The sequence below is a fragment of the Halobacillus trueperi genome (assembly GCF_003386945.1).
GTDB classification, from domain to species: domain Bacteria; phylum Bacillota; class Bacilli; order Bacillales; family Halobacillaceae; genus Halobacillus; species Halobacillus aidingensis.
This window is the reverse complement of record NZ_QUAE01000001.1, coordinates 239727-260461: the sequence shown is the minus strand read 5'-3', so window position 1 is coordinate 260461 and position 20735 is coordinate 239727. Positions and strand designations below refer to the sequence as shown.

Below are 20735 nucleotides of genomic sequence, written 5' to 3'. Positions count from 1 at the left end.
TTGTGATGAAGGAGGAAAAACGATGAATTTCTTAAGAAACTTAGTCGCTGTGGTCATTGCTGTTTTGTTTTTGCTGGCGCTTTTGGTCGCTGTTCTACTAGGATCAAGTGAGCAACGCCAAATTGTCATCTCATGTATTAATGAGATTCTTGGAACCATTAGCTAAATCTTAGAGGGCTATGAATAACAACATAGCCCTCTCTATTATAAATAGAAAGGGGTCATTCCTTTGAAAAGAAAAAAACTGAAAAAAGAAAACACATCAGACTCTATTGATTTAAATCTAGACAGTCTGCTGAAGCTTGCTTCAAATTTATCGAGTCAACATTCATTATTGGATACTCTCTCACATTCAAATGTATCAAACGATTCTGACGACGTCGATCTATCCAGCATCATTACAGATATCTCTGAAGCCGCTTCTCATACATTTGCTGGAATTGAAGAAAAGTTAAGCAAAGTTCTTGCAGAGCTGGAGAAATTGAACAAAAACATAGAGTCCCTCAATCATAACACCGAACAATAGGTAAGAGGTTGATTCGTCTCTGCCTCCCCCACCCGGTAGCATTTTTTGGATGTTGCCATCAAACATCAACACAAGTCCATCCACCTTTGTATGATTACCACTACACCCGAATACAGGAATAAAAAAAAGAAGGTTCCTAAATGAACCTTCTTAACAATATTTTCTTATCTAATGTTTTACCGATTTTCCAACCTGTCCAACAATTCATCCAGGTTGGGATCACTAATATAGTTTTCAATTGTGATAATCTCTTTGTCTTGATGAGCGTGTTTCGCTCGGTCATAGAGATCTTTATGAACGACGATAATATTGGAGTCCTGGGGTGCATCTTCAATTCTGTAGTGTTTCACTTCGATCCCGTCGACTCCTCTCTTCTGCAGTTTCTTTCTGAACGTCGTGGCACCTAATGCACTACTACCTGCACCGGCGTCACAAGCGAAGGAGACTTTATCGATGTTTTCATCTTTTTTACTGCTGTTCGCCACTTGTTTTCCTTGTTGTTTCATCGCTTTGGATTTTTCGATGGAATCGGAAAGCTCATCTTCTTCCTCATCTTTATTTTTCTCCATTTTTAAAATCAGCGATGTGATCAAGAAGGTCACAGCCGCGGCAGCCAGTACGCCGGCGATAATACCGATAAAGCTTCCTTTAGGAGTCAGTCCTAGATAGGCAAAGATCGAGCCGGGACTTGGCCCTGCGACGAGTCCTGCATCAAACAAACTGAACACGCCGATCCCTGTCGCGCCCCCTGCGATCATTCCAATAATTGTAAGGGGTTTCATTAATACGTAAGGGAAATATAGTTCATGAATACCGCCGAAGAAATGAATAATAATGGCACCTGGTGCTGTTCGTCGAGCCGTCTTTTTACCAAAGAAAGTAAACGCCAGCAGCAATCCAAGGCCTGGGCCAGGGTTGGAAGCGACAGTAAAGTAAATGGACTTTCCTGTTTCAGCCGCCGCCTGCATGCCGAGCGGGTAATAAATCCCTTGATCGATTACGTTATTTAAAAACAATACTTTTGCTGGTTCGTTTATAAGAGAAAGTAAAGGCAGTAAGCCGGTAGCCACCAAAGCCTCGATGGCTGAAGTTACAAAATTGTTCGCCGATTCGATCACTGGACCGATAAAGAAGAACGATACGATCATCAGCAGGAATCCTAGAATCCCGAGGGAGAAATTGTTCACAATCATTTCAAACCCGGCAGGAATTCTGTTTTCAACCAAGCGATCAAATTTCTTTATGATCAATCCGCCCAAAGGACCGATCACCATCGCTCCTAAAAACATCGGAATATCCGATCCGACGATCAAACCAATGGCCCCGATCGCCCCCATCACAGCTCCACGCTGACCTCCGACCATACGACCACCCGTGATCGCGAGAAGCAGGGGAAGCAAGAATTTAATGGCTGGATCGACAATTTGAGCAAGCTGCTCATTGGGAATCCATCCTGTTGGTATAAATAAGGCGGTCAACAGACCCCAGGCGATAAATGCGCCGATATTCGGCAGGACCATGTTGGTTAAAAAGCCGCCGAAAGCTTGAACTCTGGCCCTTGCAGAAGGACGATTAATGTCTACTACATTGCTATCCGTCGTTTCCTTAGCTGGACTTGCCATCTGAATCATCCCTTTCCAATTTTTTAATAATCATCTTCGCTGCCTATGATGATCAGGAGACCGGACTTATTCGACCGTCTGAAGCAAGTCCAGGATCTCCTCTTCACTGTTGGCTTGTTCGAGTTTTTCTCTCACCTCATCTTCGATCAGTAAAGAAGATAAATCTGAGATCAAATCCAAGTGACCTGAAGTATCTTCAGCAGCTAATGTGAACAGAAGATTGACTTTTTTGTTTTCAGGAAATGGCACGGCCTCTTCTAACTTCAAAAGCGAAATCCCTGTCTTCACAACGCCGCCTTCATTTTTGGCATGAGGCATAGCGATTCCTGGAACGATGACGATATACGGTCCATTTTTGTGAACGTTCTCAATCATATCCTCAACATATTTAGGAGTTATGGAACCGTCATCCAGTAAAGGAGTCGCCGATTCTGAGATCGCTTCCTCCCAAGAGTTTACAGATTTCAAAAAATGGATATTACCTTTCAATTGTTCGCTTAGCATATAGTCAGCACCCTTTCTAATCAGCTTTTTAAAGCTTGTTCTTTTTTCAATTGCAAATATTGACTCTTGATCTTCGATACGATCGTGGTTTCTTTAAATTCAGTGAAATGAGTGATGGCCTGTTCGATTCCTTGATCATCAATATAGCTTTGAAGCGTCACAGACTCCTCATCTTCGGGGTTATCGAATAAAAACGCGGCCGCTATCGCAGTCGTCAGGTTTTCGATCGGCAGGTCCAAATCAAAAAGAACTTGGGCTGGTTTGATTAACCGCTCCTCTGGCCCCAACTTTCGGATCGGTGACCTTCCCACTCGTAAAATGTCATCGCTTATATTTTCGTTTTTGAAGCGATCGACGGTTTTTTCAATAAACGCGTCCATTTCCTGCTCGTCCATGTGGTGGATGTGAGTGAAATAACGGGCAGACTCTTGAAGGGTTGCTCTTAAAAACTCCTCAAGTCTTGAATCCTGCAATGCACGCTGAATGGTTGGATAGCCCTTCAAGTGCGCCATATACGCTGTAGCTGCGTGCCCCATGTTCACCATGTATAATTTGCGCTCAATATGGGGTTTTAACGTATCTACGTAGGTGGCGTTTTTTATTGGAGGCAGATCCTTATTCACCATTTCCGACCGGTTGATGATCCATTCGTAATAGGGTTCTACAAGGGCAACTTCCCCTTCACTCCTATTTTCAGAGAGCGAAAGACGGTCAATCGCCGAGTTCGGAAATCCAACAAAAGACATGATTTCTTCCATATCATGTGCAGAAACTACACTTTTCACTTCCTCTTTCAATTGAGAAGAAGCATTGATTGTATTCTCATTGGCCATCACATTGATGGGAGGTTTGCTCTGTTGCTTTCTTGTTAGAAGGCCTTTGGATAGGATAGGAGCAATTCTGGAAAGATTTTGTGCTCCTACAGATGTCGTAATGATATCTGCTTCTAAAATAGCTTCGATAATCTCATTCTGAGCAGTTGTATGCAACGCTCTCACAGGAGAAACGGTTTCTTGTGTATGATTTTCATTTAGCAATTCTATAACATACTGCTGGCGGTCGTTGATGCTTTCAACCAGCTTTTGGTCTGCATCCACAAAACAGACTTCATATCCCGTCTTGTTCAAGAGATATCCGATTAAACCTCGCCCGATATTACCCGCTCCAAAATGTAGCGCTTTCATTTGTGGACCTCCTTTACGTCAGGTTCTCTTCATTCGTCCAAACGCCAGTAAACCATAAAAATCAGTATAATATGACAATGGGAGAGCGTCTATAGAGAAAAAAGAAAAATAACTCTTTTTGTATAATTTTACAAATTTTATAAAAGGCTTTTGCGTAGATCGGGACTCACCAGAGGCCCCTTGACCGGCCCCTCTGACCTTCCTTTCTATATCAAAGGGGCTTGGAATTTGCATCAATCTACTATTCTAAGTTCGCATGGTATTCCCAAAGCGAATGCAGTTCGATGTTCTCTTTTTTTACAATCATTAACGCGATGGTATCTCCCAGTAGAAGAAGACTCTGTTCAAATAGACTCTTCATCGGCTGCTGGGATTGTACTTCTTCAACTGTCTCCGGATTGGAGCTTATTGGGAGACGGACGAACACATCTGCATATTGGCTCATCGAACTATTTGGGTTCGTACCGATATGAGCAACCGTTGCATTTAGTTCTTTCGCTTTTTTCGCAATGATGAGGGGAAAAGCCGTTTCGCCGCTTCCTGATCCAACGATCAGCAGGTCCTTCTCCGTCATGGCCGGTTCTGTGATCTGGCCAACGACGTAAGTCTGAACACCGAGGTGCGCTAATCGTTTAGCGATTGATTGCAATGATAAGAGCACCCGCCCTACGCCTACGAAGAATACTTTTTCTGCTTGATTGATTTGCTCGATCAATCGTTCAATCTCCTGGCTGTCCACGTTGGTTAATGTGGATGTGATTTCATTTGTAATGACCCCTGATGCTTCCTTATAGTTAACCATTGATTCCAACCTCCTCATGCAATCCTTCTTGTATCAGTGATTCCATCAATTTTTTGTTGTCTTTCAAACCATTGCTCTTTTCAAACAAACTCGTGCTTCCAGCCACTAAGATGTCCGCCCCGGCTCTGACCAGAGTCGGAATCGTATTCAATGACACGCGTCCGTCCACTTCAATCTTCGTATCCAAATCTCTGGACCGGATCAACCTAGCCGAATCCTCTACTTTTTTCGTAGCGTACGACACTTGCTGTTCCCCTTTATCTGTGGCGAAACCTGGATTGATCAGCATCAGCAGGACCGTGTCTATTTGCGGTAATACATAATCCAGTACCGATAATGGAGTGGCTGGGTTCAGGGCGATTCCTACTTTGGTGTCATGCTTTTTGATTAAGTTGATATAGCGGTCAATGTGGACACTTGTTTCCACATGGAAAGTAATTTGTTCGACCCCGATCCGGAGCATTTCCTGTATAAAGAATTCATTCGTATTCGCCATAATATGAACATCGAATTTCATATCCGTTATTTTTCTTAGTTGTTCAATGGTTTCGATTCCCAAAGGCATGCTTGGACTGAAAGTTCCATCGATGATGTCAATGTGCAAAGTATCCAATCCCGCTTCTTCAATTTCTCTGACACTTTTTTCAAGATTGCAGAGATCCGCACACATGATGGACGGTGCAATTGTTATATTTCGTTGCATGTTTGTGCCTCCTTGTTTGTGTTTATGCGCCTTTGTCAAAATAATAAGGCACAAACAAGAAAAAGTAAAGCGTTTTCTTGCATGTTTTTGCTTTTATTTGCACTTTAATGCTGTTTTTCGATTTATGAAAGGAAAAATCCGTGATATACTGGAAGAAATTAAGAGAAGGAGTCTTTCGTGTATGCTTAAACAAGAACGCCAACAAACCATTATCGATATTGTTAATGAAGAGCACAAAGTCATTGCCAGCGACTTAAGCAGACGGCTGTCTGTTTCAGAAGATACGATTAGAAGAGACTTGAAAGAATTGGACAGCCAAGGAGTGATCAAAAGAGTTCACAGCGGTGCGTTGAGAAAAGGCCCCCCCGTCCAGGATTTTTCAACAAGACAGGAAATTTACAATGAAACGAAGTCGAATCTAGCAAACAAAGCCTTACAATATATTGAAGATGATATGGTCCTGTTAATTGATGGAGGGACAACGAATTTACAATTGGTCCGGCAGCTCCCTTTGTCTTTGAAAGGTACCGTCATTACCAACAGCCCGCCGATTGCGATGGCCCTTTCCAACCACAATGATATTGAGGTCATCATGATCGGAGGCACCTTATTTAAACAGTCGATGGTGAATTTAGGAATCGACACCTATGAAGCTTTGAATTCGATGAGGGCCGATCTTTATATTATGGGAATTTACAACATAGATCCTGAAATCGGGATCAGCATCCCCCGTTCGTCAGAAGCACTCATCAAACGGAAAATGGCGTCCATTTCCACCGAAGTGTTAAGTATGGTGACCAATGATAAGTTAGATACGGTTTCCAATCATATTGTCTGTCCAACCGACCATTTAACATACTTAATCACAGAAAATGTGCATCCAGAAATTAAACGCTTATATGAAAAACAAGGCATAGACATCATTGATCACGCATAACCATTTATCTCGAAGGCTAAGTCAGGACCTTTATTCTTGAGAAAAATGAACCTCAAAAAAGCCAACCCTGAGAGGGTTGGCTTTTTCCATATTGATTAGTCCTTGAAGTGGTAGCTAGGCTCAAAAGTAATAAACATTCGCCTGGTTCCCATGTGCTTTTATTTTTAATCCCGTATGATACCGTGACTCGAACCAATCAACACTTCTTTCCCTTTTTGATTGCGATAGACAGACTTCATTTCCACTTTCTTATGCCCATCCGCTTGAACAACCTTTTCCAAGCTCACGTCACAGGTAATCGTATCCCCAGTAAAAACCGGGCGGAGAAACTCACTGACCATATCTCTTGCAATGTAGTGCAAATCGCCGCCGATCTTCGTCCCGATGCTCGCCGTCAGCAACCCTTGGACCATCAACCTTCCCTCTTTATCCGGCTCCACATGATGTCTCCCCTGATCTCCGGAAATCCGACCGAACTCCAATACTTCCTCATTCGTAAACGTGCGCTTCCAAGTGTACACATCACCTGTTTTCATCGACCTCTCCCCTTTTCATGATTGGTATTCAGCCCAGTTCATCATCCATCCTTTATTATGAAACCTCAAACCTCTAATGTTTTTTCAAAATGATAACGCTGACCATCATCCGAAACAAGGTGATAGCCATTCGATGTATAAAGCTGTATCGCACTTTCCCATCTGTTGTTCGTCTCCAACACAAGTCTTTTATACTCGCTGGATCGAGCAGCGTCCTCAAGCTTCGCCAGCATCCTCTGCCCGATTCCTTTTCTTCTATAAGTACCCTTCACAGACATCCGTTCAATTCTCCCCACCCGATGATCTTCTTTCGTAACGGCCCCCGTCGCAACAAGCCCCCCATCAGCCAAAGCAACAAAGAATCCATTTCCTTCCTTATTATAGGTACCCATCATATCTTTCAGATCAGGATTGAGAGAATGATCAATAAATCCAAAACGCTCTAAAAAACCAGCCAATATGAGATTTCTAGCTTCCTCCACCACCGCTTCATGTAAGGGCTGGATGTCCAGTGAGAGAATCTGCTTGTTTTCCTCTTTGTTCAAAAGGCGTCGCCCCCTCTCCAATTGTCACTTTCACATTAAAAATTCTCTAATTCGGTTAGATAGATGTGTAGACGCTTTTCGATTTGGTCTTTTGTTCCAAAGCGGATGACCTGTTCCTTTGTTAACGTTTCTTTCTTCAACATCTCAAGATGAGTATGAGCCATCGTCACAAGTTTCAAAAACACTTCGATATGTAAATCCATGCGTTTCTGTTTTGAATCTTGCGTATATCCTTCCACAAATCCATCCGCATGGGCTCTCAGAAGAGGTACATGAAGATGGTAGTTTCCTTTCCCATATCTTCGTGTGTCGTAAACGGTATGGAAAAAGGTGTGATAATTGAAGACATGATTGGCGGCAAGGGAGGTTCCTGTATAGAGAAGCGGAACAGGGTCGATCATTTTCACGCCGTTCTTCGTGAAGATCAAATTTTCAGGTGAGGTATCCTGATTGGTAAGGATCCGCTTCTCCCGATCGATGGACCGATTTGGGATTAATTCGTTTCCGATAGCAGAAACTTTTTCTTTATTGAATCCATGAGTATATGAAAGCAGGGCATGAAATTCTTCTTCATACTCTCCTCTCTCTTCGACGATACACGCTCTCAATTCCATGTCGAGGCCGCCTTTTAATTCCCCGTTTTCTCCGACTTCCAAATATCCGATCCCTTCATAAGGGGGAGCGATCTCTTCAAGGGCGCGAAAGAAGTCGCCGAGGTTTCTCCCGTACTGCTTCGATTGTTGCTGCGTCTGCCCTTCCAGCCCCAACGTTTTACCCACATAAGATTCAATCGTATAAGTAAGGTCTTCATCAATGAAATAATGGAAGTGTTCGGGACACATGCCTTTCTGTGCTTCGTTGGCTATCTTGTAAAAAGCTTCGGTAGACCCATATTCCGCCTTCAACTGATCACGGTTGAAGGCGACTGCTTCATCATAAGCGACCTTTTTCGGAATTCGGAGGACTAGCTGTTCATTCTCAATCAAGTAAGCATAATGCCAGGAGCCCTCACCTAAGCGTTTGATATCAGAGTCTCCAGACAATAAGTTTAACCCCTCGTTTTCCAGCGCACAGTTGATCTGTTCTAACTCTGTGACCGATTGTTTCGTCAAAAATTCCACGTTTCCGTCTCCTCTTTTCATTAAAAGTGTCATATGATTGAATTCTGCAGCCTTCTTTTTGTTTTTGTTCTAATCACGATCAATCTCTTCTATGATTCAGGAAAGCAAAGCAACCTTACATATTTTAACATATAATTCAGAACTATCTGAATAAAATCAAACGTTTCACTAAAAGAAACACAAAAAACTTCGCTATCGTCTTTAAATGATTTAGAAGAAATAGTGGAAGAAATATACTTTTTGACTCTTTCCCTCTTAAACGTTATACTAGACAAACTCTTGAGGCTTCGGTACTCATAAAAAATAGTGATCAGGAGTGAGCGTATGTCAGAATTAAAAGTGGGGCAGTCCATCATGGAAAGATGCACAAGCTGCTACCATAATGTTCTAAAAGTAATCAAAGTCGTTCCGAAAGAATTTGAAGATAAAACGGCTTATGTAGTCTGGACACAGTGTCCACAATGTGGAAACAATGATCATCAATTAACTCAAAAAGATGCATAGAGGACAGGCGATCTTTTCCATAGTCTTGTCATAAATAATGAGCAAACAGAGCAAAAGGACTTCCTTAATCAGGAAGTCCTTTTACTTTTATCGGAGAAATGACCTCCTCCATTCATAAAGAAAGCGATGTCACCACGATATTTCCTAAGAATATCGAAAAGTCTATTGTCCCTTGTGGAGATTCTTGTTAGCATTATCTTTATTCCTTTAAAGCAAACCAATACATCAAGAAAGGAACAAACCTATGAAACAGAAAAACTCATTCTCTACCTATGCCGTCATCGGGACGATGCTTTTCGGCCTCTTCTTCGGTGCTGGTAATTTAATCTTCCCTATTCAACTTGGACAAATGGCAGGGACTTCGTTTTGGCCCGCATTAATTGGCTTTCTCGTGACAGCCATCGCTCTTCCTCTCATGGGAATTCTCGCGATCGTTTTGTCTGGCAGCCGCGGGTTAAATGATCTTGCCGGTCGTGTTCATCCTTTATTCGGCATGACATTTGCCGTCGTGCTTTATTTGACCATCGGACCGTTTTTCGCCATTCCAAGGACTGCAACTGTCCCGTTCGTGGTCGGCTTTGAGCCATTCATTCAACCCGATCAGACCCAACTGTGGCTTGCTGTGTTCAGTTTTATCTTTTTCGCACTCGTCTATTATTTTTCTCTGAACTCAGCTAGAGTCATGGATATCGTCGGAAAATATTTAACACCGACTTTCTTACTGTTTTTATCCATACTCATCATCACCACCATCGTCAAACCGATGGGTGGTTTCGGTGCCCCGACTGGCGATTATGCTTCGGTCCCTTTCATGACAGGGTTCACAGAAGGCTATAATACGATGGATGCCCTCGGTGGCTTGGCGCTTGGAATTGTCGTCATCACCGCGATTCGTAATATGGGAATCACTGATACGAAGGCAATCGCTCAAACCACATGGAAATCAGGAATTTTCGCCATGGTGCTCATGATGCTCATTTATGGACTCATTGCTTACATGGGCGCCTCCAGCGTTTCTGTCGTCGGGAATCTTGAGAATGGCGGTCTGACCTTTGCTGCAGTCGCCGAGCATTATTTCGGTCCTTATGGAGCGATTTTACTTGCCATCATCATTGTCCTCGCCTGTTTGAAAACAAGTATTGGACTGATCATCGCCTGTAGTGAATTTTTCCATACGGTTTATCCGAAAATCAGCTACAAAACATTCGTGCTGCTCCTTTCGTTGATGTCGTTCATGATCGCAAACTTCGGTCTGACGAACATCATCCAGTACGCTATCCCTGTGCTGATGTTCTTATACCCAATGGCAATCGTCCTGATCCTTTTGGGGCTCAGCTCCAAACTGTTTCAGCATAAACGAAGCGTCTATGCCGGGGCTATGACGCTGACCTTTTTCGTCAGTACCATCGATGGCTACAACGCGCTTTTGGGAACGATCCCTGGTGCAGCCAACCCTCTGATGGAGTCCATCAGCAGCTTTTATAGCTCACACCTTCCCTTATACGGAATCGGACTCGGCTGGATCCTACCCGCATTAATAGGCGCCGTCATCGGTTACTTGTTGAAAGAAGGAAACAAATCCGAATCCTCTGTCCTCACGCGTGAGGCTGAACACCTATCTCATTAATAAAGAAAAGACCAAGCCCCACGGGTTTGGTCTTTTTTTATGCTATTTATTCTTACGACGGTACAAATCCAGTGATTTATTTCCTTCCGCTAAGATTTCTATCATCTGTTTTGCCCGTTTATCGCGAGTCGATTGCTGTTTCGCAGAAAAAAACTGCCGCGCCCAATCCGGTTTATAACCTGGCGCCAATCTCCTGTAAAATTCCTCTTCGACCGGATGATCCTTTTGTAAGTTTTCTACTTCCTCTACCTTGTTTTCATTGTCTGCGACACACACTGACTGGCTGGAGTGGTTTTCGGTGCTTTTTTCTTCTTCCGCTTCATGCCGACAACCGTGAACACGTCATCCATACTGACGATACGCGAAAATTTATGCATACGCCTTCCCCTTCTACACAAGACGATTATCTTTCTATTATAAAGAATATTTCCAGAAAAAATAGCTGGCTGGTGCCGAAAAGCAAATCTTTTGTCATCCACCTGACATTTTGAAATAATTGTAAAATGTCAGGTGTCACCATATAAATTTTCCATGTTATGAAACGATTTGAAGGGTTGCAATGCCTTGATACAGAAAAAGGTACCCCCTTATCCAACCACGCATGCAAAGAAGGAAGAAGCAAAGCCAGAAGCGAACTGCAGCTGTCTGATCAAGTGATCAAAGGAGATTGGCTGCGATACAAAGAGTAAGGAGTCATGGGACCATGACTCCTTTTTTCTTGTGCGCGTTCCTGTGCTTCTTGCGCGCGACTCACTCTTCCTGCGCGCGACTCGCTCTTCCTACGCGCGACTCACTCTCCCTGCGCGCGACTCACTCTTCCTGCGCGCGACTCGCTCTTCCTACGCGCGACTCGCTCTCCCTGCGCGCGACTCGCTCTCCCTGCGCGCGACTCACTCTCCCTGCGCGCGACTCGCTCTCCCTGCGCGCGACTCGCTCTCCCTGCGCGCGGCTCAGCTTTCCTGCACGATATACATTTTTCAAAGCAGCACCCATAGGCCAGCCTCCACACAAGTAATCGGTGCCTGACCCCCATTTCGCTAAAGTTGTAACGGAGTGGGGGTCAGGCACCAAGAAGGCACCAAGAAAAAAAAGAAAGGCCCAGGAGACTAGTGCTCTGGACCTTTCTAGTTTTACTTAATTTTTATTCTTCCCTTTGCCTTTAGCTTTTGATGTTTTCTTATCATTATGGAAGAAAATCTTCACTTTTTTCGTTTCATCTACAGGAACGTTAACAAACGTCGTTCCATTCTCTTCATCATAATAGTAAGTGTTTTCGTTATTCTTCACTTCTTCTTCCGAATCTACTTCTTTGTACTTCGTGGAAGAAGCCTGGACTTTTCTCGGCATATTTTCATTGTTTAATTTCAATGTGTAAGTTTCAAGAGCCGACTCGTAATTGGAGACTTCTTGATTGGATGTGAATTCTACATGTTTCCCTTTACGCTTCACATGAAAATCTGTCTGATTAAATTCACCATTTTTGTAGTCTTCCGTTTCTCCATCGTCTTCAATAAACGTATAAGAAGACTCGTCATCCAGATAGGTATCAAGGATCAAATTCTCCAGAGGCTTCTCACCTGTATGTTTTTGTACATTACGATGAGGGACGATTTCTCCTTTTTTGACGTAAAGAGGAAGCGTGCCTAGGTCAGCTTCTCGATTGATCGTCTGTCCGCCTTCATGTTCTTCTCCTGTCCAGTAATCGACCCACGTTTCTCCTTCAGGAAGATAGACGTCTCTTGATGTCGCGCCCTCTTCTACAACAGGAGCCACCATAAGAGAGGATCCGAACATGAACTGTTGGTTGATATCATATGTGTTTTCATCTTCCTGGAACTGATAGACGAGCGGCTGTTGGACAGGCGTGCCGTTTTCACTAGCCTCTATGAAGGCATTATATAAGTACGGCATCAGCTTGTAACGCTGCTCAATATATTTTTTACTGATGGCTTCTACTTCTTCGCCATACTGCCATGGTTCCTGACCTGGGATATCCTTAGCATCAGGGTCGAAGGCTACTGTACTTCCGTTATCCGCATGAATACGGGAGAAAGGAACGAAGACTCCGAATTCAATCCAACGGGCGAATAGTTCAGGGCTCGGACGCTTAGCGAACCCTCCAATATCATTCCCGACAAATGGTACGCCTGATAAACCGACATTGTTATTCATCGGAATAGCTAAACGCATGGATTCCCAAGAGCTTTCGTTATCACCTGTCCACAGTGTGCTGTAGCGTTGAGATCCCGCGTACATATCCCTTGTAAGAACAAACGGACGCTTGTTGGGTTTTAAAATATCGAAGGCTTTGTCTGAGGACATCGCTTCGTAATGAGCAAACATGTTGTGGAATTCGGAGTGCAGCATATCTCCGTATTGTACATCTAGAGGTTGTGTCTTTGTAGGAGTATCAAAAACAGCAGGTTCATTCATGTCGTTCCAAATGCCATCGACCCCTGCATCAAAGATTCGACGGTGACTCTCAGCCCACCAATCACGGACATCTTCTTCAGCAAAATCAGGGAAGACAGAATCTCCAGGCCATACTTCTCCAACATAAGGGGATCCATCCGGATTCGTAGCCCAGTAGTTATTAGCCGTACCTTCATCATACATGTAGTAACCTTCATCCACTTTAATACCAGGGTCACTGACAGCAACAGAACTCACGCCTTTATCCTCCAGCCATTGGTTGAAAGCGACAGGGTCTTCGCTGAAGTCTTCTCCCCAAGTGAAATTGCGGTAGCCGTCCATGTGGTCGATATCCAAGTGGACACCATCAAGCGGGATATCTTTTTCGCGATACTTCTCTACAATTCCTTTGATCTCATCCGCTGTTTCGTATCCCCATTTACTCTGGTGAAGTCCAATCGACCATTTTGGAGGTCGCTGCATCGTCCCTGTGAGTTGACTGTAGCGCGTCAACACATCCTGTATTTCGGGGCCATAGGCGAAATAGTAGGACAATTGACCGTCATTTGCGTAAAAGTAGTAGTAATCATCGCTCTCACTAGCCATCTCATAATACGAGCGGTGACTATTATCGAAAAAGATTCCATAAGCTTTCTCATCTTTGAGCCCGATAAAAAACGGAATCGTCGTATATAAGTATTTTGTATCTTCTTTATAATTATAAGCATCATTGTTCCACATACCCATGCTGTCTCCACGTCGGTTCAGGTCACCCGCCTGTTCTCCAAAACCATAGAAAGCTTCCTCGTTGGACGTGTCTTTGAACACATACGGTTTTCCTTCTTCATAACCAGCGCCATATTCCTGGTTGTCTTGGTTAATGACATTCCCTTCACTGTCCAAGAACTTGATACCAAATGGCTTTTTACTAATTTTCACGGTGATCTCATCAGTGGAAACAGAAATGGTCTCGTCGTTTTCTTCCACTTCAAAATTTGGAGTATCCCAGTCGTTTTCTGTGATCGCAGCCGTTTCTTTTTCTTCTTCTCCTTGCTGCAAGATCGAAATTTTAGCTACGTCTTCTGTTTTCAGTTTGATGTGAGCCTTGTAGTTATCTGATAAGACAATCTTCACACCATCCTCAACGGTTTGTACCGACTGAACCATAAGCTTTTGCTGCATCGCAGCAGCTTTGTCCAGTTCTTTTTCAGGGTAGGTATCCGCTACCGCTTGTACACTCGATTCCGGGATGACAGACGGGAGCAAAAGCGTTGTGGCTACTGTCATCGTAGCTAAACTTCTGCCCACATTTTTCGTTCTCTGTTTCTTCTTCAAAGCAATCACCTCTTTTTTGTTTTCGTGGAATAACTTCCACATTTAAAGTTTATTTCATTTTCTGAATAATTCGCAAACAATATCTAAAGCAGATTGTCGTAGGTCATAAGGAGGAAATATTGGAATTGTTTTCCCGTCATAGAGCTTTTTTTCCTTTTATTTTAACAACTAAAAACTAAGCTGATGGTAGGTAGTCGTTTACATGCCATTTACATAAGTCAAGACATATTGAGGACGGATCAGCCCTCATCGGTATAGGAACGCCCATGTCTAAATGAGGTGTAAAGTCCCATTATTAGTATGTAAATATAATGTTAAGTGGACTTTTACATCTTGTGCGCGGTCCTCAAAAATCGGTGCCTAGTCCTCATCTCTAAATGTAACAGAGCGGGCGCCAGGCACCATAACAAGGCCAGCCTCCACACATCATCCCCTCCACTCATGAATAGGATAGGTACAAGGACAAATGTTTCACTTCGTAAAGGAGGATCGATCCGTATGATCCAGGTATCCGGGATGCCGTTTCAACCAAGTGATTCGTGGAAAGCAGATCCAACTGAAACGTCGATCATAGAAGCTTTACAAAAGACTCCGAACGTCTACTCATTTTCTTCTGAAAAAGAGCTTTTATTTGAGGTCAAAAGCAGAAACAACATCATAGCCAGTGCGAAAGAAATGAACGACGGAGAGTCAACCTTTGCTACTTTTCGAACGGCACGCTGTAACCCTGATTATTGGCAGCTCACGACAGCCGGCGGTTTTTTATTAAAGCGTCAAGTCTCACCGGCTGATGCCCTTCGAGATATTTTCAAAAACAGTGATAAGTATAAATTCGAGTGTGCGACCGCTTGTGTCATCAACTTTTATAACGGCCTCCTGAAAACGATGGGCGCCTCTTCTTTTAACACACTTTTTCCGAACCTCTACTTATACAGCTGGCACACCGACGATGATCTCGGGTTGTATTCTTTTTTTGCCAATCATTATATTCCCGGAGATGTCGTGTATTTCAACAACCCTGATGTGGATCCGACCACTCCATGGTTCCGGGGCGTCAACGCGATAGCACTCGGGAATGATGAGTTTTTCGGGCATGGATTCAGCATCCGAACGGACGGAAAGATGATCGAAGGTTTGAATACAAAAAGAAAATCCGACAGCCAGCAGTCCGCTTATTTGTCCGGCTTGATCACCCGTCCTTCATTCCAGCCTTTAGCCAGGTTCTCGCCCGGTCGTACGATTCATAAAACGAGACCATTTATCGTTCACCATAACAAGACATCAGTATCGTTCAGGCAATACCTATATGAGCTGATCTATAAGCCTAAGTATTGAAAATCCCTGTTTTGTGTACTCGTGACATGCACCCATTTTTAAGGTTGACGGGCTCAACTTTCTGTTAGGCGAGTACAATATAGTGACAAAGAAACAAAACGAAAGGGATGTTTTCACATGGAAAATGTTAATGCTCCGTACACGATGGGTGCAAATGTAAACGCGCCATATATGGGTGCGAATATGCCTCACATGCCGTCCGCTCCTATGTATCACTGTCGTCCACGTCGAAACAATTTTGTTTTGATTGTGGTATTGTTCATTCTATTGATCATTGTCGGCTGCAGCATTAAGTGGTAAACCATCGCTGATTCCGTCCATCATATGAAACTTCTCATGGACGGCCGCCTGCCAAAGATGAAAACCTAAAAAAGGACGATGGCTGTTCATGAGCCATCGTCCTTTTTACATAGACTTATTTCATATACTTGTATTCCATCAAGCTGTTCAAAATATAGATCTCCTGCAGCAGTTCTTCCCCTACATTCGTCTCTAAAACCTTCTTCCTCTCAAGCTCCTTATCTACCAATCGCTTCACAGACAAAACATCCGTTCCATCCCGCAAGACTTCCTCCTTCGAGTTGAAGCGCTTATGGGCGACAAGCTGCATGCCGAAAGAGTTATACAATAAGGTATAGCCGGCAATTCCTGTCGTCGATTGATAGGCTTTCGAAAACCCTCCGTCGATGACGACCATCTTTCCTCCTGCTTTGATCGGGTTTTCTCCCTCGATTTCTTTCACCGGCGTATGTCCATTGATGATATGACCCTGGTCTGGATTCAAGTCGAATTCAGCAAGAATTTTCCGGCACACTTCTTCATCTTCCCGCAAATAATAGTATGGGTTTTTTCTCTCTTTGTGTGTGGTTTTATCAGAGATGAAGTAGCGCTCGAACGTCGTCATTTCCCTTTTCCCGAACAAAGAAGAATATTGCCCCGTCCATAAATACCAAACCATATCTGTCGCCAAATCATCCGTTTCTTTTGGATTCGCAAACGAATGACGTAGATAGTGCTCAAAAATATCGAGCAGCTCACGCCCGGCATAGGACTTGTCTTCAATCGTCATTTTCTCCATATTTCCTTCTTCATCGACCGGGATACACCCGTGAATCAACAAGTTTCCGTTGTATTTCAAATAAAGACTGCCCTTTTTCATAAGGAATTTCATATGTCTTGCAAGCTTCTCCGAATGCTGGATGGAAAAGAGCAGCTTTTCAATCACCTTCTCCTCTTCCTCCAGGAGACGATTCGGGTCTTCAGGATCGATCGTTGCAAAGCACGGATTTTCAAGAGGATACGTTTTCCCGTGAAGTGTGATTTCTTCACGGTCATAATCCACTTTTTCAAGCAGCAAACGCTCAGACATATTGAAGTACGGACGCCTCTTAATGATCGAACTCTCGAGTTTGAACTGGATCATCGCGATCGCCTGATGCATTTTCGTAATCTGCAGCTGCTCATGATCCGACGGTTTGTCATCGGTATGGATCTTAGGTCTGAACGCAGCATGATCGCCATAATATTTCTCGGCAAGATTGAGCAGCGGCCTTAAATTGATGCCATACGCATCTTCAATGATTTCCAAGTTGTTGTAGCGGGCGCAAATGCGTAGGATATTGGCGAGACACACCTTCGATCCGGCAAAAGCACCGATCCATAAAACATCATGATTGCCCCACTGGATATCGACCGACGGATAATGGATGAGTGTTTCCATGATTTTATCCGGCTCCGGCCCACGGTCATAAATATCCCCGACGACGTGAAGGTGGTCCACGACCAGTTTTTGTGTAGCGTAGGCAAGACCGCTGATGAGCTTGTCCGCCTGTCCAAGAGAAATAACTTGTTGAACAATTTTTTTATAATACGATTCTTTATTTGTAATGTCATCCGTTTTATATAGAAGTTCCTCTATGATATAAACGAATTGCGTCGGCAGTGCTTTACGCAATTTGCAACGCGTGTACTTGGAGGAAGCATAGGAAATGAGCTTGATCATCCGGTCGATGGTGTGCGTGTACCACTTTTCCAGCTCTTCATTATTGTCAAAACCGTTTTTGATCAGCTTGATTTTTTCTTCCGGATAAAAGACGAGTGTCGCGAATTCATCCAATTCCTTCTCCGTCAATTCATCTTCAAAAAGATCCCTGATTTTCTCTTTGACTCTCCCTGAGCCATTTCTCAACACATGTTGAAATGCTTGATATTCCCCATGAAGGTCACTGACGAAGTGCTCGGTTCCTTTTGGCAGGTTAAGGATCGCTTTCAGATTGATAATTTCAGTGACGACTTTTTCTTCGCTATCGTATTTTTGAGCAAGTAAGTCTAAGTATTTTGTATTCAAGGTATGTATCCCCTTTCAAAATTCACCATGAGATCATTTTTTAAAGACGAATTCTCTGACAAGCCCTGTTATTCCATTTAATTATTTCAAAGGATTCTTTCTAAAACAACACTCTTTAATAAAAAAAGAGGGATTTCCCTTTCGGAAGTCCCTCTACAAGAATTTAAGCATTGGAATTCACTTGCACCTCTCTACTCTTTACAGGCTCATTCGCATGGGGGATGGACCGTCTCCAAATAAGGTTCTGGAAGACAATCCCCAAGGAACCGACACCTACTAAGCTGAAGCCGATGATTTTAAAAGCCGTCGCTACACCGAACTGATGAATGAATAGACCACCAAGAAGCGGACCGATGATAAACAACAGACTCAAGGTGGAATCCACAATGCCGGATACCCTCCCAATGGCTTCTTTTGGAGGCTCTTTTTGAATCAAATAATTGACGGCAGTAAAGGCGAGGCCATTTCCTATGCCTCCTAACAGAGCAAGCCCGATGACTACAAAGAGGAAGGTCGAGGCATTCAGAAAGCCGAACCCGCCGGTCATGACACCAATGAGCAGGCTCGCTGTGCCGAAAAACCATCCGTATTTTTTGATACCATCCAATTTGTTCAGGGCAAGTACAACGAGGAGCGAACCGATCCCGATCGCGGAAATGACCCAGCCGGTCAGCTCCGCTCTTTCAGGAAAGACCTCACTGAATAAGGTGACGAACTGGGCATCAATCATCTGGATGGTCAAAGTGGTGACGATACCGTATAAGAGGCTGGCCGTCAGAATCCGGCTTTTCAATACGAAGCTCCAGCCTTCCTTCCACGATGTCCAAAACCCCACATCTTCCCCTTGCTTTTCTTTCTGCTCACCCTCCTCCTGCTTCTTTGGACGAATGAACAGAAGGATCACTCCGGAAAGGAGAAAAGAAGCACTATTGATCGCTATTGAAAAAGAGGGGGAGAAAGCAGCGGTCAGGGAGCCGCCGATCAAAGGCCCCACCACTTTCACGAGTTGAAACAAGCTGCCGTTTATCGTTACCGCCTTCATGATGTCCTCTTCCTCCACAATCCTTCTCACCAGTCCCTGCTGGGCAGGTAGACTGATCGCCCCCGCCGTATTCCTCAGGAAAATTAATGCCAGTGCAAGAAATGGGAAAGGAGTGAAAACGAGCACCAGCGTCAGGACACCTCGGACCCAATCGGAATAGACGAGGATCTTCAGCTTATCCTTACGATCTGCAAAAACACCAGCAAACTGGCCAAGTAATATGCTGGGAATCGCGTACATGACAGGGATCAACGCAATCAGTAAAGGATCCGCCTGCCACGTATATCGAAATAAAATCAACACAGCCACAAAGTCAAACCAATTCCCCAAATTGGACAACGCATTGGCTGAAAAGAACGTAACAAAATTCCTGTTTCTCCAAAATGAATGTTTCATTTTAATACCTCCCCGTTCTCTTTTAAAAAGCATAACGGAGAAATATCAGAGGAGTATCAGAGGGTATTATTTTTTCTGTTCAAATGAACATCCAGTTGGTATTCGATCTGACTCTTCAACTCAGAAAACCGGTATTCAAAAGCAAGGTCCTGCCACATCTCCTTGTATGTAGAGAATAAATCACTCTCTGATCGGAATTCATGGATGAAAAAGAGGATGACGTTCAGACTGATCATAAGTCCTGGAATATATTTGGCTTCCTTAAAAAGCTTAAATCCCTCTTGAAAGAAACGATCCGCTTTGTCTTCTTCATGATTCAAAAAGCAGTGGATCCCCTGCATAATTAAAAAAGTCGCTTGTTCCCGAGAGAAAGGGTACTTCTCAAGTGTCTCTCCCACTTCCTTCATCTTTTTCTCTATAGCCGGCTTATCGTTTTGCAAGAATACAAGGTAGAGTTCTGTTAAAAGAGTCAAAGGATACAAGTTTTGTAATCCTCGATCAACGATTTCTTTCTTTGATGCGGTGAGCTGGGTTTCTGCTTCAGGAAGCCTCTTCGTGAAGATCAAGAGACTCAACCGGTTCAACAATCTTATTTCTGTCCTATGGGCTCCGGGCAGCTTCTCTTCAGCCAGCGCTTTAGTGAAATAGTGCAGGCTTTTCTCTTTATCTGGTTGAATGTACGAATAGATATGCATCAAATAGTAACAGGTATCCCAAAACGAACGTTCATCCTTCAGAAACCACTCAAAATCACCCTTCATGAAGTGAAGATAACATTGGTGTTCAACGTCGAGTTCAAAACCGAAAATATCCTGGTTTTCCTCAAGCACCTTCAATGCTTTCCCCTGCCCGTAGAGATGGTATTTGTGAAAAAGAACTTTCGCACTGGAGGCAACATCCTGGTCCTGAGCGAGGGGGCTCCGATGGACTTGCTCATCCACTTTCAACAAATACCCCTTCCCCCTGACTGTGGCGATGCTTAAGAGAGAGGCTAACGGCCTCAGCTTTTTCCGGAGCCGGTAAATATGGTCATCGACGGTCCGGTCCGTCGGATTTTCCAGAGACCATACAGCATCAAGCAGTTCCTCCCTGGAAAACACTTGAAAAGGTCGTTCCCATAAATGTTGCAGCAACTGATATTCTTTTGGAAGCAAAAGAACTTCTTCTGCGCCATGTTTCACTTTCAGCTCATGATCGATCCACTTTAATTTCTCCATACCTTTCACCTTCACTTATGCGGTTCAGTCTCTTGAACAT

At 43.7% G+C, this 20735-nt stretch carries 20 protein-coding genes and 1 pseudogene; 7 read left to right on the top strand and 14 right to left on the bottom strand.

The annotated features are described in order from the left end of the window. The first annotated feature begins 22 nt into the window (after nucleotides 1-22). Nucleotides 23-166 (top strand): hypothetical protein, encoded by a 144-nt coding sequence (locus tag DYE48_RS21065; RefSeq protein ID WP_167355989.1) that lies wholly within the window; start codon nucleotides 23-25, stop codon nucleotides 164-166. 63 nt (nucleotides 167-229) lie between these two features. Next, complete coding sequence (locus DYE48_RS01370) at nucleotides 230-526, top strand: hypothetical protein (RefSeq protein WP_115822065.1); 297 nt, start codon at nucleotides 230-232, stop codon at nucleotides 524-526. A 176-nt stretch (nucleotides 527-702) separates the two neighbouring features. Here the strand turns inward: DYE48_RS01370 and DYE48_RS01365 are convergent, their stop codons facing one another. The 5 genes from DYE48_RS01365 to DYE48_RS01345 form a co-directional block, all read right to left on the bottom strand. Beyond that, nucleotides 703-2148, bottom strand: coding sequence for a PTS mannitol transporter subunit IIBC (locus DYE48_RS01365; RefSeq protein WP_115822064.1), 1446 nt, complete (start codon nucleotides 2146-2148; stop codon nucleotides 703-705). Nucleotides 2149-2214: 66 nt separating this feature from the next. Then, nucleotides 2215-2652, bottom strand: coding sequence for a PTS sugar transporter subunit IIA (locus DYE48_RS01360; RefSeq protein ID WP_115822063.1), 438 nt, complete (start codon nucleotides 2650-2652; stop codon nucleotides 2215-2217). Between the two features lie 20 nt (nucleotides 2653-2672). Then, nucleotides 2673-3836, bottom strand: coding sequence for a mannitol-1-phosphate 5-dehydrogenase (locus tag DYE48_RS01355; RefSeq protein ID WP_115822062.1), 1164 nt, complete (start codon nucleotides 3834-3836; stop codon nucleotides 2673-2675). A gap of 241 nt (nucleotides 3837-4077) precedes the next feature. Next, nucleotides 4078-4638: a 6-phospho-3-hexuloisomerase gene (gene hxlB, locus DYE48_RS01350; protein WP_115822061.1), complete on the bottom strand. Its 561-nt coding sequence runs from the start codon at nucleotides 4636-4638 to the stop codon at nucleotides 4078-4080. Beyond that, nucleotides 4631-5341 carry a ribulose-phosphate 3-epimerase gene (locus DYE48_RS01345; protein WP_115822060.1) on the bottom strand — a complete coding sequence of 237 codons (711 nt, stop codon included), beginning with the start codon at nucleotides 5339-5341 and terminating at the stop codon, nucleotides 4631-4633. The genes hxlB and DYE48_RS01345 overlap by 8 nt, the downstream gene beginning before the upstream one ends. Nucleotides 5342-5522: 181 nt before the next feature. Between DYE48_RS01345 and DYE48_RS01340 the strand changes: the two genes are divergently transcribed. Next, a complete protein-coding gene (locus DYE48_RS01340; RefSeq protein WP_115822059.1) occupies nucleotides 5523-6278 on the top strand; it encodes a DeoR/GlpR family DNA-binding transcription regulator in 756 nt (251 codons plus the stop codon). Between the two features lie 164 nt (nucleotides 6279-6442). On the opposite strand, the gene DYE48_RS01335 is transcribed toward DYE48_RS01340, so the two are convergent. From DYE48_RS01335 to DYE48_RS01325, 3 genes are all read right to left on the bottom strand, one after another. Continuing rightward, a complete protein-coding gene (locus tag DYE48_RS01335; RefSeq protein ID WP_115822058.1) occupies nucleotides 6443-6814 on the bottom strand; it encodes an FAS1-like dehydratase domain-containing protein in 372 nt (123 codons plus the stop codon). Between the two features lie 65 nt (nucleotides 6815-6879). Further along, nucleotides 6880-7359: a GNAT family N-acetyltransferase gene (locus DYE48_RS01330; protein WP_115822057.1), complete on the bottom strand. Its 480-nt coding sequence runs from the start codon at nucleotides 7357-7359 to the stop codon at nucleotides 6880-6882. 35 nt (nucleotides 7360-7394) lie between these two features. Then, nucleotides 7395-8480, bottom strand: coding sequence for a hypothetical protein (locus tag DYE48_RS01325; protein ID WP_115822056.1), 1086 nt, complete (start codon nucleotides 8478-8480; stop codon nucleotides 7395-7397). A 324-nt stretch (nucleotides 8481-8804) separates the two neighbouring features. On the opposite strand from DYE48_RS01325, the gene DYE48_RS01320 reads away from it, so the two are divergent. Together DYE48_RS01320 and brnQ are read left to right on the top strand one after the other, a co-directional pair. After that, on the top strand, nucleotides 8805-8984 hold the full coding sequence (locus tag DYE48_RS01320; RefSeq protein ID WP_115822055.1) for a hypothetical protein: 180 nt from the start codon (nucleotides 8805-8807) through the stop codon (nucleotides 8982-8984). Nucleotides 8985-9228: 244 nt separating this feature from the next. Beyond that, entirely contained in the window at nucleotides 9229-10611 is a 1383-nt protein-coding gene (gene brnQ / locus DYE48_RS01315) for a branched-chain amino acid transport system II carrier protein (protein ID WP_115822054.1), read from the top strand. Between the two features lie 42 nt (nucleotides 10612-10653). On the opposite strand, the pseudogene DYE48_RS01310 reads toward brnQ, so the two are convergent. Beyond that, nucleotides 10654-10982 (bottom strand): annotated as a pseudogene (locus tag DYE48_RS01310) (YdeI/OmpD-associated family protein); the annotation flags it as partial. A 763-nt stretch (nucleotides 10983-11745) separates the two neighbouring features. Next, nucleotides 11746-14358, bottom strand: a complete 2613-nt coding sequence (locus tag DYE48_RS01300) for a glycoside hydrolase family 31 protein (protein WP_244199343.1) — start codon at nucleotides 14356-14358, stop codon at nucleotides 11746-11748. Nucleotides 14359-14856: 498 nt separating this feature from the next. On the opposite strand from DYE48_RS01300, the gene DYE48_RS01295 reads away from it, so the two are divergent. Both DYE48_RS01295 and DYE48_RS21570 read left to right on the top strand, forming a co-directional pair. Next, nucleotides 14857-15693: a protein-glutamine gamma-glutamyltransferase gene (locus DYE48_RS01295; RefSeq protein WP_115822051.1), complete on the top strand. Its 837-nt coding sequence runs from the start codon at nucleotides 14857-14859 to the stop codon at nucleotides 15691-15693. 117 nt (nucleotides 15694-15810) lie between these two features. Then, nucleotides 15811-15993 carry a YjcZ family sporulation protein gene (locus DYE48_RS21570; protein ID WP_089650981.1) on the top strand — a complete coding sequence of 61 codons (183 nt, stop codon included), beginning with the start codon at nucleotides 15811-15813 and terminating at the stop codon, nucleotides 15991-15993. Here the strand turns inward: DYE48_RS21570 and DYE48_RS21455 are convergent. From DYE48_RS21455 to DYE48_RS01275, 4 genes are all read right to left on the bottom strand, one after another. Then, the gene (locus DYE48_RS21455; RefSeq protein WP_279629289.1) at nucleotides 15958-16083 is read right to left on the bottom strand and encodes a hypothetical protein; all 126 of its coding nucleotides are present in this window, start codon (nucleotides 16081-16083) and stop codon (nucleotides 15958-15960) included. The two genes, DYE48_RS21570 and DYE48_RS21455, sit on opposite strands and share 36 nt — an antisense overlap. A 25-nt stretch (nucleotides 16084-16108) precedes the next feature. After that, entirely contained in the window at nucleotides 16109-18040 is a 1932-nt protein-coding gene (locus tag DYE48_RS01285; RefSeq protein ID WP_115822050.1) for a fructose-1,6-bisphosphatase, read from the bottom strand. Between the two features lie 163 nt (nucleotides 18041-18203). Further along, nucleotides 18204-19478 carry an MFS transporter gene (locus DYE48_RS01280; protein WP_167449419.1) on the bottom strand — a complete coding sequence of 425 codons (1275 nt, stop codon included), beginning with the start codon at nucleotides 19476-19478 and terminating at the stop codon, nucleotides 18204-18206. Between the two features lie 56 nt (nucleotides 19479-19534). Continuing rightward, nucleotides 19535-20695, bottom strand: coding sequence for a winged helix-turn-helix domain-containing protein (locus tag DYE48_RS01275; RefSeq protein WP_115822048.1), 1161 nt, complete (start codon nucleotides 20693-20695; stop codon nucleotides 19535-19537). Between the last annotated feature and the right edge of the window lie 40 nt (nucleotides 20696-20735).

What these genes read in the sequence shown, in the direction of transcription:
- DYE48_RS01295 (WP_115822051.1), top strand. Translation starts at nt 14,857, where the DNA reads ATGATCCAGGTATCCGGGATGCCGTTTCAACCAAGTGATTCGTGGAAA.
- DYE48_RS01275 (WP_115822048.1), bottom strand. Translation starts at nt 20,695, where the DNA reads ATGGAGAAATTAAAGTGGATCGATCATGAGCTGAAAGTGAAACATGGC.
- DYE48_RS01355 (WP_115822062.1), bottom strand. Translation starts at nt 3,836, where the DNA reads ATGAAAGCGCTACATTTTGGAGCGGGTAATATCGGGCGAGGTTTAATC.
- DYE48_RS01345 (WP_115822060.1), bottom strand. Translation starts at nt 5,341, where the DNA reads ATGCAACGAAATATAACAATTGCACCGTCCATCATGTGTGCGGATCTC.
- DYE48_RS01365 (WP_115822064.1), bottom strand. Translation starts at nt 2,148, where the DNA reads ATGGCAAGTCCAGCTAAGGAAACGACGGATAGCAATGTAGTAGACATT.
- DYE48_RS01340 (WP_115822059.1), top strand. Translation starts at nt 5,523, where the DNA reads ATGCTTAAACAAGAACGCCAACAAACCATTATCGATATTGTTAATGAA.
- DYE48_RS21570 (WP_089650981.1), top strand. Translation starts at nt 15,811, where the DNA reads ATGGAAAATGTTAATGCTCCGTACACGATGGGTGCAAATGTAAACGCG.
- DYE48_RS01280 (WP_167449419.1), bottom strand. Translation starts at nt 19,478, where the DNA reads ATGAAACATTCATTTTGGAGAAACAGGAATTTTGTTACGTTCTTTTCA.
- DYE48_RS01320 (WP_115822055.1), top strand. Translation starts at nt 8,805, where the DNA reads ATGTCAGAATTAAAAGTGGGGCAGTCCATCATGGAAAGATGCACAAGC.
- DYE48_RS21065 (WP_167355989.1), top strand. Translation starts at nt 23, where the DNA reads ATGAATTTCTTAAGAAACTTAGTCGCTGTGGTCATTGCTGTTTTGTTT.
- hxlB (WP_115822061.1), bottom strand. Translation starts at nt 4,638, where the DNA reads ATGGTTAACTATAAGGAAGCATCAGGGGTCATTACAAATGAAATCACA.
- brnQ (WP_115822054.1), top strand. Translation starts at nt 9,229, where the DNA reads ATGAAACAGAAAAACTCATTCTCTACCTATGCCGTCATCGGGACGATG.
- DYE48_RS01335 (WP_115822058.1), bottom strand. Translation starts at nt 6,814, where the DNA reads ATGAAAACAGGTGATGTGTACACTTGGAAGCGCACGTTTACGAATGAG.
- DYE48_RS21455 (WP_279629289.1), bottom strand. Translation starts at nt 16,083, where the DNA reads ATGAACAGCCATCGTCCTTTTTTAGGTTTTCATCTTTGGCAGGCGGCC.
- DYE48_RS01360 (WP_115822063.1), bottom strand. Translation starts at nt 2,652, where the DNA reads ATGCTAAGCGAACAATTGAAAGGTAATATCCATTTTTTGAAATCTGTA.